This window comes from Ignavibacteriales bacterium (assembly GCA_016709765.1).
GTDB lineage: Bacteria > Bacteroidota > Ignavibacteria > Ignavibacteriales > Ignavibacteriaceae > IGN3.
In genome coordinates, this window is the sequence record JADJMD010000014.1 from 62,023 (window position 1) to 78,882 (window position 16,860).

General features: G+C 33.6%; 17 protein-coding genes and 1 tRNA gene. 9 read left to right on the forward strand and 9 right to left on the reverse strand.

The genetic code is table 11. The features are described 5' to 3' along the window. Window positions 1–28: 28 nt before the first annotated feature. Together IPJ23_15900 and IPJ23_15905 are read left to right on the forward strand one after the other, a co-directional pair. Window positions 29–493, forward strand: a complete 465-nt coding sequence (locus IPJ23_15900; protein ID MBK7632154.1) for an EVE domain-containing protein — start codon at window positions 29–31, stop codon at window positions 491–493. Between the two features lie 8 nt (window positions 494–501). Next, a tRNA-Ala gene (locus IPJ23_15905) sits at window positions 502–596 on the forward strand. A gap of 7 nt (window positions 597–603) precedes the next feature. Here the strand turns inward: IPJ23_15905 and IPJ23_15910 are convergent. From IPJ23_15910 to IPJ23_15940, 7 genes are all read right to left on the reverse strand, one after another. Beyond that, the gene (locus IPJ23_15910; protein MBK7632155.1) at window positions 604–1,035 is read right to left on the reverse strand and encodes a GNAT family N-acetyltransferase; all 432 of its coding nucleotides are present in this window, start codon (window positions 1,033–1,035) and stop codon (window positions 604–606) included. Beyond that, window positions 1,035–2,393 (reverse strand): DNA recombination protein RmuC, encoded by a 1,359-nt coding sequence (gene rmuC, locus IPJ23_15915; GenBank protein MBK7632156.1) that lies wholly within the window; start codon window positions 2,391–2,393, stop codon window positions 1,035–1,037. Before rmuC ends, IPJ23_15910 begins: the two co-directional genes overlap by 1 nt. A 48-nt stretch (window positions 2,394–2,441) precedes the next feature. Then, window positions 2,442–2,819, reverse strand: a complete 378-nt coding sequence (locus tag IPJ23_15920; protein MBK7632157.1) for a GxxExxY protein — start codon at window positions 2,817–2,819, stop codon at window positions 2,442–2,444. Between the two features lie 38 nt (window positions 2,820–2,857). Beyond that, on the reverse strand, window positions 2,858–4,381 hold the full coding sequence (locus IPJ23_15925) for an aromatic amino acid lyase (GenBank protein MBK7632158.1): 1,524 nt from the start codon (window positions 4,379–4,381) through the stop codon (window positions 2,858–2,860). 167 nt (window positions 4,382–4,548) lie between these two features. Beyond that, window positions 4,549–4,854, reverse strand: a complete 306-nt coding sequence (locus tag IPJ23_15930) for a hypothetical protein (protein ID MBK7632159.1) — start codon at window positions 4,852–4,854, stop codon at window positions 4,549–4,551. Window positions 4,855–4,875: 21 nt separating this feature from the next. Next, window positions 4,876–6,138 carry a GTPase HflX gene (gene hflX / locus IPJ23_15935; protein ID MBK7632160.1) on the reverse strand — a complete coding sequence of 421 codons (1,263 nt, stop codon included), beginning with the start codon at window positions 6,136–6,138 and terminating at the stop codon, window positions 4,876–4,878. Window positions 6,139–6,240: 102 nt separating this feature from the next. Continuing rightward, entirely contained in the window at window positions 6,241–8,337 is a 2,097-nt protein-coding gene (locus tag IPJ23_15940; GenBank protein ID MBK7632161.1) for a BatA and WFA domain-containing protein, read from the reverse strand. Window positions 8,338–8,487: 150 nt separating this feature from the next. Here IPJ23_15940 and IPJ23_15945 point away from each other — a divergent pair, with 150 nt between their 5' ends. Beyond that, entirely contained in the window at window positions 8,488–8,955 is a 468-nt protein-coding gene (locus IPJ23_15945; GenBank protein ID MBK7632162.1) for a MarR family transcriptional regulator, read from the forward strand. 71 nt (window positions 8,956–9,026) lie between these two features. Here the strand turns inward: IPJ23_15945 and IPJ23_15950 are convergent, their stop codons facing one another. Beyond that, on the reverse strand, window positions 9,027–11,285 hold the full coding sequence (locus IPJ23_15950) for an aconitate hydratase (protein MBK7632163.1): 2,259 nt from the start codon (window positions 11,283–11,285) through the stop codon (window positions 9,027–9,029). 296 nt (window positions 11,286–11,581) lie between these two features. Between IPJ23_15950 and IPJ23_15955 the strand changes: the two genes are divergently transcribed. The 5 genes from IPJ23_15955 (at window position 11,582) to IPJ23_15975 (ending at window position 15,762) form a co-directional block, all read left to right on the forward strand. Next, on the forward strand, window positions 11,582–12,082 hold the full coding sequence (locus IPJ23_15955) for a hypothetical protein (GenBank protein MBK7632164.1): 501 nt from the start codon (window positions 11,582–11,584) through the stop codon (window positions 12,080–12,082). Between the two features lie 9 nt (window positions 12,083–12,091). Beyond that, window positions 12,092–12,691: a hypothetical protein gene (locus IPJ23_15960; protein MBK7632165.1), complete on the forward strand. Its 600-nt coding sequence runs from the start codon at window positions 12,092–12,094 to the stop codon at window positions 12,689–12,691. Window positions 12,692–12,697: 6 nt separating this feature from the next. Beyond that, complete coding sequence (locus IPJ23_15965; GenBank protein MBK7632166.1) at window positions 12,698–13,921, forward strand: hypothetical protein; 1,224 nt, start codon at window positions 12,698–12,700, stop codon at window positions 13,919–13,921. A 104-nt stretch (window positions 13,922–14,025) separates the two neighbouring features. After that, on the forward strand, window positions 14,026–15,387 hold the full coding sequence (locus IPJ23_15970; protein ID MBK7632167.1) for a sigma-54-dependent Fis family transcriptional regulator: 1,362 nt from the start codon (window positions 14,026–14,028) through the stop codon (window positions 15,385–15,387). Window positions 15,388–15,612: 225 nt separating this feature from the next. Further along, complete coding sequence (locus IPJ23_15975; GenBank protein ID MBK7632168.1) at window positions 15,613–15,762, forward strand: hypothetical protein; 150 nt, start codon at window positions 15,613–15,615, stop codon at window positions 15,760–15,762. A 3-nt stretch (window positions 15,763–15,765) separates the two neighbouring features. Here IPJ23_15975 and IPJ23_15980 read toward each other — a convergent pair whose 3' ends face one another. After that, on the reverse strand, window positions 15,766–16,134 hold the full coding sequence (locus IPJ23_15980; protein ID MBK7632169.1) for a co-chaperone GroES: 369 nt from the start codon (window positions 16,132–16,134) through the stop codon (window positions 15,766–15,768). A gap of 123 nt (window positions 16,135–16,257) precedes the next feature. On the opposite strand from IPJ23_15980, the gene IPJ23_15985 reads away from it, so the two are divergent. Continuing rightward, window positions 16,258–16,857 (forward strand): class I SAM-dependent methyltransferase, encoded by a 600-nt coding sequence (locus IPJ23_15985; GenBank protein ID MBK7632170.1) that lies wholly within the window; start codon window positions 16,258–16,260, stop codon window positions 16,855–16,857. Window positions 16,858–16,860: the final 3 nt, after the last annotated feature.

Below are 16,860 nucleotides of genomic sequence, written 5' to 3' on the forward strand. Positions count from 1 at the left end.
AATCAGTACCAAAATTTGGAGTTTTAATATGAAAAAATATTGGCTTGTAAAATCCGAACCTGAAGTTTTTTCCTTAAACGACCTTAAAAAAAGCAAAAACCAAACAACATTTTGGGATGGTGTTAGAAATTACCAGGCAAGAAATTTTTTACGCGATGAAATGAAAAAAGGTGATCTGGTTTTATTCTATCACAGCAACTCCGATCCATTAGCAGTTATGGGAATTTGTGAAGTTGTTAAAGAAGGTTATCCTGATCATACTCAGTTTGATCCTGACAACGATCATTATGATCCAAAAGCTGATCCTAAAAATCCAACGTGGATTATGGTTGATGTAAAATTTGTAAAAGAATTTAAAACTCCTGTTACACTTGATGCAATTAAATCAAACCCAAAACTTATAAATATGAAATTGATTGCTCGAGGTAACCGCTTATCTGTTATGCCCGTAACAAAAGAAGAGTTTGATGAGATAACGAAAATTGGAAGATAATAAATTTCGGGGCTGTAGCTCAGTTGGGAGAGCGGTTCGTTCGCAACGAACAGGTAATCGGTTCTCCCAAAGGGACTCCAATGGAGGATCCCGATCAGCTCCACAAAAAATTATACTTTTTTTTCCATCAAATAGTGTGGAATGCTTCCAAACAAAGTATGTGATTTTTTCACAACTTTGTATCCATTTCTCTCATAAAAATTAACCGCACTTTCACGTGCTTGAAGAATGATTTTCTTAGCACCTTTATCGATTGCAATCTTTTCTAATTCTTTAACCACAATCGACCCGATTCCTTTTTCACGCCATTCTTCTTCAACCGCCATAGAACGGATTTGGGCTTCAGTTTCAGAATTGAAATGAACTCTGCCAACTCCAACAGGAATTCCATCAACTTCGCAAACCATAATAGGAAAAGCTTTTGCTTCAATCTCATCAAGTTCACTGCCTTTCGGTTGATTCCACGGAGCGCGGAGAATCCGCCATCTCAAATCTCTGTATCGCTCAAATTCTTCCGGTGTTTGCGGCGGTCGAACAATCATCATTCATCCAACAAATTATTCTCATCACCAATATCAGCACGATTAAGAATACTTGGGGGTAATGCTTTACTTGTTTTTGCTCCAAGTTTTTTAATTTTTTCAGAACGACTGATAAGATTGCCTCTACCTTCAGTAAGCTTGTTCATTGCTTTATCATAATTATCTTTTGCGCCAACTAAACCCTTGCCGACAGAAATTAAATCGTCAACAAAAGCTGCAAACTTATCAAGCATTTCGCCGCTTTGCCTTGCAATTTCAACAGCATTCTTATTTTGACTTTCTTGTCGCCAAATACTTGAAATTGTTCTTAAAGTTGCAAGTAATGTTGATGGACTAACAATTACAATATTCTGTTCAAAAGCATCACTAAAAATAGCTGGATCACTTTGCACAGCATAAGCAAAGGCTGGTTCGATAGGCATAAACATCAGAACAAAATCCAGACTTTCAAGTTGATAAAGATTTTGATAATTCTTTCCACTTAGATTTTTTATGTGCGAACGGATTGAATTTATATGTTCTCTCAATCCAAGCTGTTTTTCATTTTCATTTTCTGATGATACAAATTTTTCATATCCAACAAGAGAAACCTTTGAATCAATAATTATACTTTTATTCTCTGGAAGATTAATAATCACATCGGGCTGGAATCTTTTACCGGATTCTGCAGTTATACTTTCCTGGACAACATATTCACGTCCTTTAACAAGTCCAGATTTCTCCAAAATACTTTCAAGAATAAACTCACCCCAATTACCTTGCGTTTTGCTTTGTCCTTTTAATGCACTTGTCAGATTGTTTGCATCTTTGCTCATCTGCTGATTTAGTTCGTGAAGATTTTTTATTTGCTGGACAAGTCCGGCTCTTTCTTTTGAATCTGTGACATAAACGTCATCAACTTTTTTCTCGAAGTCTTTTATCTTTTCACTGAGTGGTTTTAATATCTGATCAAGGTTTGTTTTGTTCTGCTCTGTAAACTTTGAGCTTTTATCTTCAAAAATTTTATTTGCAAGATTTTCAAATTCCTTGGTAAATTTTTCTTGTAATTTTTCAACTTCTGATTTTTGTTCGGACAATTTTTCTTGCAGATTTGTGTAATCAGATTTAAGTGACGAATTCTCTGATGTGAGCTTTTCCGATTTATCTCTTTCACTTTTCAAATCTGAGTCTAATGACGTTTTATCTGCCAAAAGTGATCTGATCCGTTCAGTTAAAGTTCCTACTTCAACTTTAAAAGAGCTTATTTGTTCATTGAGCTTATTTGCTTCTTCTATGGGAATTGTTTTCTTACTCTTCAAAAAGAAGTAAGCAATTACAAATCCAACAACTAAACCAATTATTAGATAAATTATTTCCATTTTTTATCCTTAAGAGAATTTCACGCAAAGACGCTAAGTCGCAAAGATTTATAAATTATTTACAATTCTTTTTATTCCGTCTTTAATTAATGCTTCATTAAAATTTACTAGCAAACCTAATTTTAACCCTGTTAATTTTAAATATGTTAAGATTTGTTTCGTATGAACGGGTGCAATAGATTCAATAGATTTCAATTCTATTATAACCTTATTTTCAGCAATTATGTCTGCCCTAAATCCTAATTCCATTTTTATATTATCGTACACAACCGGTATAGCTTTTTGTCTTTCAAGCTTCAAACCTCGTTTAATTATTTCATAAGACAAAACTTCTTCATAAACAGATTCCAATAGACCTGGACCTAATTCAGTATGAACCTTAAAACAACAATCAACTAATATTTTTGAAATTTCATTTTCAGTCATATTCTTGCTTTGCGCCTCGGCGTCTTTGCGCGAAACTTTTATTCCAAACTTCCAATGACTTTTTCAACTTCTTCAAGTATCTCACAGGATTTTACAAGTGCTTTCATCTTATTATGATCTGCATAAAGCGGACGATCAATATCAAGAAAAGCTACATGTTTGCGGATAACTTCTTTTGCCTTTGCAACTCCTTTTCCCGGAACATGTTCGCGGAAATCAAGGGCTTGTGCGGCAGCCATAAATTCTATTCCCAATATTCCGTATGCGTTATCCAATATTTGCTGATTCTTAAGTACAGTATTCATCCCCATCGAAACAAAATCTTCCTGGTCCGCGGCTGCAGGAATTGATTGTACTGAAGCAGGAGCAGAAAGAATTCTTTGCTCAACAATTAAAGTATCCGCTGTGTATTGACTCAACATCATACCAGAAAACATACCTGCGCCTTTTGTTAAAAATGCTGGAAGACCAACACTTAAAGCTGGATTATTCAATCTGTTCATTCTTCTTTCTGATAAAACACTTACCATAGTGACAGCTGCACTAATCATATCCATTGGAAGTGAAACCGGTGTCCCTTGAAAATTTGCACCCGTTAAAGTGATTTTATCTTCAGGAATAAAAATTGGATTATCGCCAACGCCGTTTAGCTCAATTTCAATTTGCGATTTTGCATAGGCAACTGCATCATGTGCGGCTCCAATTACTTGCGGTGTAGAGCGCATCGAATAAGCATCCTGAACTTTCTGTTTTATTTTTCCTGTTAGAAGATCACTCCCTTCTACACATTTTTTAATTGATTGGGAACTACGCACAGCTCCCGCAAAACCACGAATCTTATGAAGACGAACATCATAAGGTTTCATATTTGCTTGAAGTGCTTCAAGCGACATAGCAGCAGCTATTTCAGCTTGCTTTAACCAGCGATTAATATCATATAGCTGAAGTGCGCTTATGGCAGTGATAAAATTTGAACCATTTATTGTTGCAAGACCATCTCGCGCTTGCAAACCCGGAACTTTTATTCCCGCTTTTTCAAATGCAACATTTCCCGGAAGTCTTTCGCCGTTGTAAAATGCTTCACCTTCTCCCATTAACAATAAAGCTATTTGAGACATCGGAGCTAAATCACCGCAAGCACCAACTGAACCTTTTTCACAAACAACGGGAATGCAATTTTTATTTAACATTTCAACAAGTGTTAAAGTAATATCAGATCGGCAGCCGGAATTACCATGAGCGTGAACATTTATTCTTCCTGCAATTGCTCCACGAACATGTTCAATAGGCATTGGATCGCCAATTCCAGCTGAGTGATTATAGATTAGATATTTTTGAAAATCTTTTACTTGATCATCATTTAAAACCACTTCAGAAAATTCGCCAATACCGGTGTTAACACCGTACATAATTTCTTTTGCTTTGATTTTTTCTTCGAGCATTGCGCGGCAGGTTTTAATCCTTTGAAGTGCTTCAGTGCTTATTTCTACTTTTTCTTTATTAAGAGCGATACGTACTATCTTTTCAATTGTAAGATTTGATCCGTCTAAAATAATTGACATAATTTCTCCGAATAATTAAATATTTAGTTATCAAATTTAGTTATAAGATTTGAAATATTTAGAATCTGATGGTCATTTCTAAGGAGTGAAACGACTGAGAAATCTGTTCTGAATTTAAGTCTTCCCCCGATGGTCGAAGTGACAATATTTATTTTAAGTGTAAGAAGTTACTCATCAATATGTTCAGGATTTAAGTGCAATTCCCATTCATCAACGTGAGTAAGCGCGAGAACACCATTTTTAATAAACGGATCATCTTTAAATAGATTTCTAATTGAGCTTTCATTTTTTTCAAGAGCAACGACGATTACTTTTGATTCATCTTTTAATGCGCCGCACATTGTTATTATATGCTGAAGATAAAGTTTATCAGCAAAGCGTGAATGATTTTCCCAATTTGGTTGATCGTGAAAAATTTTTTCTGTTTGATAATTTGGTCCGTGTTCAAATGTTAACAAAAATGTTTTATTCATCGTGTATTCCCAAAAGTTATTTCAATTGTTAATTATCTTTTTAATTTTATCTGAATTTTGTTTACTTGTTTTGTAATGGATTTTTATTCCATCCTCATCATAATCTATCTTTAAAACTTCTGCCAGAGAATGGATTTGAGAAACTTTTTTTGAATCATTTAATTGCAGGTTAATTTTTGATTCGACAAACTGATCTTCAATTATATCATTTAACATTTTTTTTAGTGATGAAATATTGATTCCGCGCAATGCTGAAACCATTATGCTCTCTTTGTGCGAGTTGCGAATGAAATCAATCTTTGTTTTATCTTTTATAAGATCAACCTTGTTAAATATTCTCACAACTTTTTTATCCGCACTTCCAAATTCTTTTAAAGTATCTTCAACAACTTTAAGATGATCCTCATAAAATGGATGTGAGGCATCTATTACGTGAAATATAATATCTGCTTCTCTAACTTCACTCAAAGTACTTTTGAATGATGCAACTAATTGCGGCGGCAGCTTGCGAATAAACCCAACAGTATCGCTTATCAATATCTTTTCAGTATCGTGCACATCAAGATTTCTTGTTGTTGAATCTAAAGTTGCAAATAATTTATCTTCAGCAAAAACATCAGAACTTGTTAGCAAGTTAAATAAAGTAGATTTGCCTGCATTAGTGTATCCGGCAATTGCTATTCGTGTTGAGTTTTTTCTTCCTGCACTTTGTGTTGTTCGATGCGATTCAATTTGTATGAGTTTTTCTTTAAGATGTGAAATACGAGTACGAATAATTCTTCTATCAGTTTCAATCTGTGTTTCACCCGGACCTTTAGTTCCAATTCCACCGTATTGTTTTGACAAGTGTGTCCAAGCACGGGTTAAACGAGGTAAAAGATATTGAAGCTGCGCAAGTTCTACCTGTGTTTTTGCTTCTTTACTTTTTGCTCGAGATGCAAAAATATCAAGTATCAATCCACTGCGATCAATAACTTTTCTTTTAAATAAATCGGAAAGATTTCTCACCTGCACCGGAGTTAAATCATCGTCAAAAATAATTATATTGATGTCATTCAATTCAACAAGTTGAGCAAGTTCTTCTGCTTTACCTTTCCCGATGTAGTAAGCAGAATCCATTCTTGATTTACTTTGAATAATCTTGAAAATTGTTTCTGCACCAGCAGTATTTGCCAGCTCTTCAAGTTCTGCAAGATGTTCTTCAACAACTTCTTTGCGAAACTCTTTAGTATCAAGTGCAACAAGCATTGCTCGTTCAACTACTTTTTTTGTTATATCTATCATAATTCTTTTTCTGAATGTCATTGGGAACGAGACTTCGAGCGAAGCAATCTGTTTCATTTATTTGGCAGATTGCTTCGTCCCGATGGGACTTGCAATGACTTACTATTGTTTTAATCCTTCCAAATCCTTTTTTGCATTTCGTGCAATTGTCATTTCAATCAACGCGAGAATTAGCGCAACTAATAAAAAATATCTCCACAATTCCGAACCAAATCTGGCTTGCATAATTTTTTCTGTTATGTTTGATTCTTTAGCAATTGGAGTAAACCCACCATTAAAATTTATTTGTTTAAGATAATCTTCAAAATCGCTTTCACCTGCATATTCTGTTTTAGATTCAGTTGGATCAGTGTTAATTGATAAATCTTCAATCAGATTATCGCCTGAATAAATTTTATAATTACCGGCGGCATTCGTGTTAGAGTAGGTAAGATAATCTCTCGAACTATTTTCGTTAAGATTTATAAACTCATCCGAATTATCTGGTTTTGTAATTTTTATTTGTGCTGTGTTTTGGTTCTTTAAATTTATATTTACTTCTTCACCAGCAATAAAAACATTTTGGTCTCTTTCTTTTGATGAAAGGTATGCAACCGATTTATTTATCAACGGAGCAAAAATACTTTTTATTGGAAAATCGTTCCAACTTAAAATAGGGGTAGAATTAAAAACAAAAGCTCTACCTTTGCCAATTCTATATTCGCTTAAAAAAGAGGAACCATCAACCAAAGAAATAAGTTGATTTCCCGTTGATGAAATTTTATAATAAGCATTAAGTTCAGGTGATTCATATTTAGTCTTTTCTTCATTCTGAAAAATATTTTGGAATACAGGATGATTAAAATCTGTTTTATCAAATTTAATTTTCAAATCGCTGTTATTTATTTTTCCTACAAATGTAGAATTGATTCCTAATCCCAACTGCGAATAAAATTGATTCAGTTTTATTTGTTCAGGCACAGATGAAGGAAATAAAATCAATCCGCCGCCACTTTGAACAAAACTTTTTAATTTTTCTGCGCCAAAAGTTATTGAGTTAGCCGAAACAATTATTGTCTGATATTTGCTTAGCTGCTGGGAAGTTAACTGATTAATATTTTTTCTATCAATTTCATATTTTGTTTCGCCTGCTGTTTGCAATGCCAAATCAACAAATTGCAAATCGTTCTGATTTTCAAAAAATAATCCAACTGATATTTTCTCTGGAATAAAAATATTTGCAAATCTTTTATTGTCCTGTTCAATCTCATCGGTTTCAATTTCCGCTGTCACGTCAATAAATCCGGTTGTTTTGGGAGTTGCCTCAATTTCAATTATTGTTGATTGTCCCGCTTCTACATCAAAACTTTTTTGCGCAGCCCTTTCATTATTTATAAAAAGAGAAACCACTGCACTATTTACATCCAGTTTGGAATTATTTGTAATTGTAACTGAAAAGCTAACCGGTTTATCTTTTTCAAATATCTGATTGTTAATTTTCAAATCATCAACAGATAAATTAAAAACATCTTTATCTGCTAAATCAAAAGAATAAAGTTTTACATTTTTATTTAGTAATTCGCTTAAATCGCTAGAAACATTTTTATTGGAGATTTTGTTTTTTTGAAAATCTGATAAAATATAAATTTCTTTATTAAAGTTTTTACTTTCGGAAATAATTTGTGCAGCGATTGTAATAGCTGAGTTTAAATCACCTGAAGTATATGATAAGTCCAACTGCTTTATGTTTTTTAGCAACTCTGCAATGTTTGAGGTTAGTTTATTTTCCAATTTAGGGTTCGAGACTAAAATCAATCCAGCTTCATCACCTTCCTGTAATTGCGAAATAACTTGATTAATAATTTCTTTAGCCTGATTGAAGTATGAACCTTTCTGATCAACAACCGACATACTAAAAGTATCATCCAAAATAAAAACCGCTGTGGTTTTTGCCGCGGAAGTTGTTCCGCCAATCTTTATTGATTGCAGAGTTGGACGTGCAAAAGCCATCACGATAAAAAGAATTACTAATACTCGCAGTGCAAGCAGAATCCACTGCTTAAGTTTTATTTTACGAATTTTATTTTTTTGAAGTTCTTTTAAAAAAGAAAGCGTGCTAAATTCAATCTTTTTAAGTTTTCTAAGATTGAATAAGTGAATAATCACAGGAATTGAAGCAGCAAGCAAACCAAATAAAATTGCAGGATTAAGAAAAATCATAAGTATGAATAGTGTTCCTTTTTGTTGTTTAAAAAATAGTGAATATGATTTGAGAAAACTATGTATTTAAATCTATTGCTTTATGGTTTTGAATTAGAAACTTAATAAACTAATTTTGGTGTCATAACACATTAAAATTTGTAAAGATTTATGGGCGAGATACTAAAACAATGGCTTAAGCAAACCAAGTTTGCAAATTTAGATCAAGAAGTTTCACTAAATATTTTTGTTACATCTTATTTTTTACGTTCAAAACACGAAAAAGTCTTAAGTAAGTATGGCTTAACTATGCCACAATATAATGTATTGCGAATCCTTAAAGGTGCTTCTCCTTATGGGCATCCACGCTGCGATATAATTGGTCGAATGATTGAACCTGCGCCCGATGTTACACGCCTAATCGATAGATTATTAAAAGATAAATTAGTTGAAAGATTTAATTCAGATGCAGATAAAAGATTATCTATGACTCGCATTACAGAAAAAGGATTGAAACTTTTAGAAAAAGTTAAACCCGAGATTGATTCACTAGGATCATTTATTTCTTCTGCCCTCTCGAACACAGAAAAGAAAACTCTTTCGGATTTGTTAGAAAAAGTTTATGGTGCTCATATTTAATTAAAAAAGGCGACTCTGAGGAATCGCCTTATTAAATCGTCTTAACAAACTATATACTACACTAAAGAGACTTATTTCTGTTTACTTGCTATAAGATTCAAAGCACTACCAGCTTTAAACCATTCAATTTGTGCAGCGTTAAATGTTTGGTTCAGCATCACTTCATCTTTGCTTCCATCCCTGTGTTTAACAATCATCTTAACTTGTTTTTCTGGAGCTAAAAATGAGATCAATAAATCAACTTTATCATCTTCTTTTATTTTATCGTAATCTTTTGGATCAGCAAAAGTAAGAGGAAGCATTCCTTGTTTTTTCAAATTTGTTTCATGGATGCGTGCAAAACTTTTTACAACGATTGCTCTGCCGCCAAGAAATCTCGGCTCCATTGCAGCATGCTCACGCGATGAACCTTCGCCGTAATTTTCATCACCAACAACAATCCAGTTTACACCCTTTGCTTTGTATTCACGCGCAACCTCAGGGACAGATTTAGTTTCGCCTGTAAATGTATTTTTAACTTTGCCAGGCTCTTTTGTGAATGCATTAATAGCACCGATAAACATATTATTGGAAATATTATCTAGATGTCCACGGTATTTTAACCACGGTCCAGCCATTGAAATATGATCAGTTGTACATTTACCAAATGCTTTTAATAATACCGGTAGATCAAATAAATCTTTTCCATCCCAAGGAGTGAAAGGAGTTAGTAATTGTAATCTTTCACTACTGCTATCAACTTTAACCTCTACTTTACTTCCATCTTCTGCAGGGGCAATAAACCCTGCACTGCCTTCATCAAAACCTCGTGGCGGTAATTCTTCACCTGTCGGTGCATCAAGTTTTACTTTCTCACCTTTTTCATTTACAAGTTCATCTGTAATAGGATTGAATGATAAACTTCCGGCAATTGCAAGAGCAGTTGTTATTTCCGGTGATGCCACAAATGCAAGTGTTTCAGGATTTCCATCATTTCGTTTTGCAAAATTTCTATTAAATGATGTAACAATTGTATTTCGTTCGCCTGTTTTTACATCCATACGCTTCCACATTCCGATGCAAGGTCCACAAGCGTTTGCAAGAATTACTCCGCCAATATCAGTTAAAGTTTTTAATTGTCCGTCTCTTTCAATAGTTGCTCTAACTTGTTCAGATCCTGGGGTAATTGTGTATTGTCCTTTAGCTTTAATACCCTTTGCAAGTGCTTGTCTTGCAATGCTTGCAGAGCGATCAATATCTTCGTAGCTGGAATTTGTGCAGCTTCCAATCAAACCAACAGAAACTTTATCCGGAAAGTTTTCACTTTTAACTGCGTCTTTCATTTTTGAGATTGGCCATGCTTTATCGGGTGTAAAAGGTCCGTTAAGATGCGGCTCAAGTTCACTCAAATTAATTTCAATTACCTGATCATAATATTTTTGGGGATTTGCAAATACTTCCTTATCAGCACAAAGTTCATCAGCTAAACCTTCCGCTAGTGCAGCAACATCAACACGTTTTGTAATTCTTAAGTACGATGCCATCTTTTCATCAAATGGAAAAACAGAAGTTGTAGCACCAATCTCTGCACCCATATTACAAATTGTTCCTTTGCCTGTGCAGGAAATTGAATTTGTTCCTTCGCCAAAATATTCTACAATTGCACCTGTTCCGCCTTTAACAGTTAATATACCTGCAAGTTTAAGAATTACATCTTTTGCAGATGTCCAACCGTTTAATTTTCCCGTTAACTTAACGCCGATAATTTTTGGCCATTTAAGTTCCCACGGCATTCCTGCCATAACATCAACAGCGTCCGCACCGCCAACACCGATTGCTATCATTCCTAATCCACCTGCGTTTGGAGTGTGTGAATCAGTGCCAATCATCATTCCACCTGGGAAAGCATAATTTTCTAAAACAACTTGATGAATAATTCCTGCACCTGGTTTCCAGAATCCAACACCAAATTTTTGAGATATACTTTCAAGAAAATCATAAACTTCTTTGTTTTCTGTTGTTGCACGATTAAGATCTTCTACCGCACCAACTTGTGCTTGAATCAAGTGATCGCAGTGAACGGTTGATGGAACTGCGGTTGTTTTTCTTCCTGCAGACATAAATTGAAGAAGCGCCATTTGGGCGGTTGCATCCTGCATCGCAACTCTATCAGGAGCTAAATCAACATAATCTTTACCCTTTGTATATTCTTTTGTTGCTTTATCATATAGATGGGTGTATAAAACCTTTTCAGTATATGTTAATGGACGATTAACAACTTTTCGTATCTCGCTAAGTTTAGTTTTGTAATTGGAATAAACTTTTTTGATCATATCATAATTTGCTGTCATAATTAAACCTTTTTAACAATAATTATTAATTTTTTAATTATACAAAGATAAGAAAATAGATTTTTAATAATTATACTTACATCATTGTCCTATTTTGGGCGATAAATTTGTCGCCAAGATTAAAAGATAAGGATTAAACAGTAGGTAAAATTTTCCATATTTCAGTAAAGATTATCTAAAATATCCTACAAAATATATTATTTATTAAAAAGTAAAACTTTATCTGACCCAAAAAGAGAATATTTTTTTGTACGATAGTTGCTAATAGAGACATCAAATATTAAAAAGAATTTATTATGAACACGGGACAATCTCTTTTTAGCATTGGGGCTTTGCTAATACTTTCTATAACAGTTCTAAAAATGAACAACTTCATACTAGCAAACGAAACTGTTATGCAAGACTCCAAACTTGGCATCTTAGCTGTTTCATTAGGTACATCTTTAATTGAAGAAGCGAGTAAAAAAGCTTTTGATGCAAATACTTTGGACAATGAAGTTGATGCTTGTAGTTTACTTACCAATTATCCTTTGGGTCGCGGAGTTGGGGAAATTCAGGATTCCAGCCAAACATTTAACGATTTTGATGATTACGACGGATATCACTATCACTATGATTATCTGCCTTCTGCCGAATATGATTTATATTGTAAAGTTTACTATGTAGCATCAAATGCTCCTGAAACCAAAGTGGCATATAGAACATGGAATAAAAAAATGGATGTGATAGTTACCAGTGAATCGATGCAAGACACGGTGGTGATGTCAACAATCTATAGTTATTGGCATTTCAGATAAGGGAATAAAATGGGCTTCACAACTTTACTTGATATACTAGGCTCTGTAATAATTGGCGGGGTAATGATGTCAATAGCATATAGACTCAGCGACTCAATTACAGAAAAAACTTACAACCATTCTGGAGAATTAACAATTCAACAAAATCTGGCAACTCAAGCTCAAATAATCGAATATGATTTTAGAAAAATTGGATACTGCAAAAACTGGAACTTAATTCCGGATCCAACAAAAGCTTTACTTTACGCCGATACTTCAGAAATTAAATTTTATACAGATATCGACAACGATGGCACCGTGGATTCTATTCACTATTACTTAGGACCGGCATCAGAACTAACAGGCACAGCAAATCCAAGAGATAGACTCCTCTACAGGGTATTAAATGATGAATCACCTAAAAGTGCAAATTTGGGAGTCACTCAGTTTAAACTAGTTTATTTTGATGCTCTCGGAGATACCCTTGCCCCTCCAATTGGGTTGAATGGTGGCATTACTTCAATCGAGATAAATTTGACTGTAGAAAGTACTGAAGCATATGATCAAAAATTTTCAAAAGCATTTTGGAGACAAATAAGAATGGTTTCCAGAAATTTAAAAAACAGGTAAGATAATATGGCCGGCAAAGCAACTTTTCTTGTAATTATTGGTTTTACACTTTTATTCATGGTTGCCATAAAAAATTTTGGAAGAATATCTACGGATGCAGTCGGAAACATGGTCACGTATTATACTGAAATGATTGCACATAATATTGCAGTAAGCGGAGCTAACCTGGCAGCCAGTCAAGTATTTGTTGATCCAACATGGACTGATGGATATTCAAATAAAACTTTTTCTGGCGGAAAACTAGATGTTTCAATTCAAATTGTTGATGCATATAAAAATATCAGACAAATAACTGCCACTGGCATTTACCATGGATTAACAAGTACTGTAACTGTAACTCTTTCACCAAGTAAATTTTCAAAGTTTGCTTATTACTCTGTTAGCGAAGGTGGTACAATTTGGTGGACTGGTAATGATACAGTTTGGGGACCATTTCACACTCAAGATTATTTGAGGGCTGCATTACATCCGGTATTTTTCGGAAAGGCATCAAGCTTAAAATCTCTTATTTATAAAACAAATAAAAGTACCGATAAACCATATTTTCTTGGTGGATATGAATCAGGTGTTAGTCTGCCGATGCCAACAGATGCTGTGGATAATATGGAATCTGCAGCTGATGCAGGTGGATATAAGTTCACTGGTCATGATACAGTTTATATGTGCTTTGCGAATGATTCATTAAAGTACAAATATTCATATGGTGCTTCTTATACTTCAGTTTATCTGCCTGATGTTGCTTCAAATGGGATGATCTTTGCTAAAAATTCTATTGTTAGACTAAGCGGCACTGTTAAGGGGCAATATACCGTTGCTTGCAATAACACAACAGGTGGCAAAGGGTCTGTCTATTTAGATGATGACATTGTTTATAGTAAAGATCCAAGGCAGTATCCAAACTCTGGTGATATGCTTGGTATTTGTGCTGAATACAATGTATTAATTACAGATAATACTGCAAACAATTCAGATATTAATATTCATGCTTCAGTTTACAATGAAAAAGGTGGATTTGGAGCAGATAGATATAACCTTAGACCCGTAAGTGGAAATATAAATCTGTTAGGTGGCATAATTCAAAATACAAGGCAAGCAGTTGGAACGTTTAGTGGATCGAGCATTAATCATGGATTTGCTAAAAGATATAAATATGATGAAAGATTTATGTTAGCGTCACCTCCTTTTTTCCCTGGAACTGGTGGGTTTGAAATAGTATCATGGCTTGAATAACAAAAACTTTACTTAATTGGGGTTAGAGTCTATTTTTTAATTAAATCCTCTGGACTATTCATATCTTTATCTATACATTTTAGAAAAGCAAAAGGTAATTTATTTTGAAAGAAACAATTTTACTCGTTGATGACGAGTTGTCATATTTAGATTTACTTAAAAGTATTCTTCAACACGAGGGATATGAAAACGTAATTACTGAATCAAATCCGTTAAATGTTCCGCAGATACTAAAAACACAAAGTATAGATTTAATCCTGCTTGATATTTATATGCCCCAGATGAATGGGCTGCAGCTGCTTGAGCAAATTACCCCTGAGTATCCAAACATTCCTGTAATCATTGTAACTGCAGTTGATGATAAAGAAATTGCTTTAGAAGCAATTAAGTTTGGAGCCTATGAATTTATTATTAAACCACCTGATACTGATCGTTTATTACTAACAATCCGAAGAGCGATTGGATATAAACTACTTGAAAAAGAGAGAGATGTTTTAAGATCAGAAGGTCCGGTTGTAAAGGCAAGTGAAAATAAATTTGCAAATATTATCACTGAATCTGAAACTATGCATAGGGTTTTTAATCTTGTTGAAATCTTTGCTCCAACTAATGAAACAATACTTATTGTTGGTGAAACTGGGACTGGTAAAGATCTTGTTGCAAAAAAAATTCACGATCTATCTGCAAGACAATTAAAACCTTATGTTGCAGTTAATCTTTCATCTATATCAGCATCGCATTTAGAAAGTGAATTGTTCGGAAATATTAAAGGAACTTTACTTGACTCCACAACAGATAAACAAGGATATTTTGAAGAAGCAAATGGCGGAACAATTTTTCTTGATGAAATTGGCGAGATGCCAAAAGAACTTCAGGGAAAACTTTTACGGGCCATTCAGTATAACGAAATCTTTAAGATTGGAAGTTCTAATCCAATTAAATTAGATATTAGAATTATAGCAGCTACTAATAGAGATCTGGCTGATGCTGTTAATAAAGGTAGTTTTCGTGCAGATCTTTATTACAGACTTAATCGCGGGCATATAAGTTTACCATCATTACGCAAACGAGGTAACGACGTATTATTATTATCCAATCATTTGATTAAGGTTGCAAACAAAACTTACAACAAAAATATTTTAGGTTTAACTCGTGAAGCAATTGCACAATTAAGAAATTATTCTTTTCCTGGGAATGTACGCGAATTAGAAAATGTAATTTTTAATTCCGTTGTCCAGGCTGATGATAATCAAAGATTGAGTGCAGTCGAAATACCGAGAATAAGCGATGGAAAAGAATTTGAATTACAAAAATCAGAACTTTTAATTTCACTTGAGGAAGCTGAAAAGAAACATATAATAAATGTTATGGGTACTTTAAATAACAATGTAAGAAAAGCAGCTTCAATTCTTGGTGTAAGTGAAAGAACACTTCAAAGAAAACTTAAAGTTATTCGTGAAGAATAACTAACTTCTCGGAATACGAACAATTTGGCGATGATTCTGGCGGGTAATATTTCTGTTACTTATGCGCATCGAAATTTTTACCGACATACCCTTACATTTTAATAACTTTATCAAATATCTATTCAGCACGTTTTTTGTACAAATAGAAATAACATTTTTATCCTGCAAACAAATGATTTAGGATAAATGAATATAAACTTAAACAATAATTATTAGGTCGGTGATATGAAAGCGACTGTAAATACTTCAAACCTCGTATCTGATTTTAACTACGGAAATGTTTTTGCGACAGAAAGAAAAAATGATTTTTCAATAATTATGAAAATTATTATTGCATCTTCATTTTTATTTGCAATTGCTGTAATGATTTTTTAAAACTTAGATTTCAAAATCATCATTTCTGATAAGCAGTAAAATTGCAGAATTAGGAACAATTAAAAATTTTTCTCTTTCAAACTCAATCTCAAAAGCTTCTTTTCTTAAAAAGATTGCCAAATCACCATCTTTTGCCTGCAACGGAATATATTTTACTTGATCAGTATTCCCCTTCCAGGATTCATCTTCATTTTGTGCGGATGTTGCATAACCCGGACCAACTTTTATTACATAACCACTTTGGATTTTTTCTTTCTCTGTTACACCAGCCGGCAAATACAACCCGCTGTTAGTTTTGCTTGCATCTTCCTGGGGTCTAATTAAAACCCTATCGCCAACTACAATGAATTTTTTAAGACTTTTTATATCCATTTTCTTAATACTTCTTTAAATGATTAATCAAAAATACAAAATCTGATTAGAACCTAACTGCTTTCCGATATTATTTTTATTCGTAAATTTACAGTAAATAATAACTAACATAGTAAGTTTTTAATGAGTAAAGATTTTTGGAATAAAAGGTATTCAGAACAAGATTTTGCTTATGGAATAAAGCCGAATGAGTTTTTTAAATCTGAGATTGAAAAACTAATACCAGGGAAAGCACTGTTTCTGGGTGAAGGTGAAGGCCGAAATGCTGTTTATGCTGCATCACTCGATTGGAATGTAGACGCTGTTGATTTTAGTGAATCTGCAAAAGAAAAAGCTCTAAAATTAGCTAATGAGAATAATGTTGAAATTAACTACACTGTTAATGATTTTGAAAACTATCGGTTTATTGAAAATAAATATGATTTGATAGTAATGATTTTCCTCCATCTTCCTACTCAAATTAACCAGATAATTTTTAATGGTTCAATTTATGCACTTAATACTAATGGAAAATTAATTATTGAGACATTTAGCAAGGAACAGATAAATAATTCCTCCGGCGGACCCAAGGATCCTCAGCTTTTATTTTCAGAATCTGAATTAATTAATCTTACTTCTCAACTACAGACTAACCTTTTAGAATCTAAAACAATTAATCTTAATGAAGGAGCATACCATATCGGCAAAGCAGATGTTATTAGATATGTTGGTGTAAAGATTTAATCA

What these genes read in the sequence shown, in the direction of transcription:
- IPJ23_15940 (MBK7632161.1), bottom strand. Translation starts at nt 8,337, where the DNA reads ATGATTTTTCTTAATCCTGCAATTTTATTTGGTTTGCTTGCTGCTTCA.
- IPJ23_15950 (MBK7632163.1), bottom strand. Translation starts at nt 11,285, where the DNA reads ATGACAGCAAATTATGATATGATCAAAAAAGTTTATTCCAATTACAAA.
- hflX (MBK7632160.1), bottom strand. Translation starts at nt 6,138, where the DNA reads ATGATAGATATAACAAAAAAAGTAGTTGAACGAGCAATGCTTGTTGCA.
- IPJ23_15980 (MBK7632169.1), bottom strand. Translation starts at nt 16,134, where the DNA reads ATGGATATAAAAAGTCTTAAAAAATTCATTGTAGTTGGCGATAGGGTT.
- IPJ23_15985 (MBK7632170.1), top strand. Translation starts at nt 16,258, where the DNA reads ATGAGTAAAGATTTTTGGAATAAAAGGTATTCAGAACAAGATTTTGCT.
- IPJ23_15925 (MBK7632158.1), bottom strand. Translation starts at nt 4,381, where the DNA reads ATGTCAATTATTTTAGACGGATCAAATCTTACAATTGAAAAGATAGTA.
- IPJ23_15920 (MBK7632157.1), bottom strand. Translation starts at nt 2,819, where the DNA reads ATGACTGAAAATGAAATTTCAAAAATATTAGTTGATTGTTGTTTTAAG.
- IPJ23_15955 (MBK7632164.1), top strand. Translation starts at nt 11,582, where the DNA reads ATGAACACGGGACAATCTCTTTTTAGCATTGGGGCTTTGCTAATACTT.
- IPJ23_15945 (MBK7632162.1), top strand. Translation starts at nt 8,488, where the DNA reads ATGGGCGAGATACTAAAACAATGGCTTAAGCAAACCAAGTTTGCAAAT.
- IPJ23_15965 (MBK7632166.1), top strand. Translation starts at nt 12,698, where the DNA reads ATGGCCGGCAAAGCAACTTTTCTTGTAATTATTGGTTTTACACTTTTA.
- IPJ23_15975 (MBK7632168.1), top strand. Translation starts at nt 15,613, where the DNA reads ATGAAAGCGACTGTAAATACTTCAAACCTCGTATCTGATTTTAACTAC.
- IPJ23_15910 (MBK7632155.1), bottom strand. Translation starts at nt 1,035, where the DNA reads ATGATTGTTCGACCGCCGCAAACACCGGAAGAATTTGAGCGATACAGA.
- IPJ23_15930 (MBK7632159.1), bottom strand. Translation starts at nt 4,854, where the DNA reads ATGAATAAAACATTTTTGTTAACATTTGAACACGGACCAAATTATCAA.
- rmuC (MBK7632156.1), bottom strand. Translation starts at nt 2,393, where the DNA reads ATGGAAATAATTTATCTAATAATTGGTTTAGTTGTTGGATTTGTAATT.
- IPJ23_15960 (MBK7632165.1), top strand. Translation starts at nt 12,092, where the DNA reads ATGGGCTTCACAACTTTACTTGATATACTAGGCTCTGTAATAATTGGC.
- IPJ23_15900 (MBK7632154.1), top strand. Translation starts at nt 29, where the DNA reads ATGAAAAAATATTGGCTTGTAAAATCCGAACCTGAAGTTTTTTCCTTA.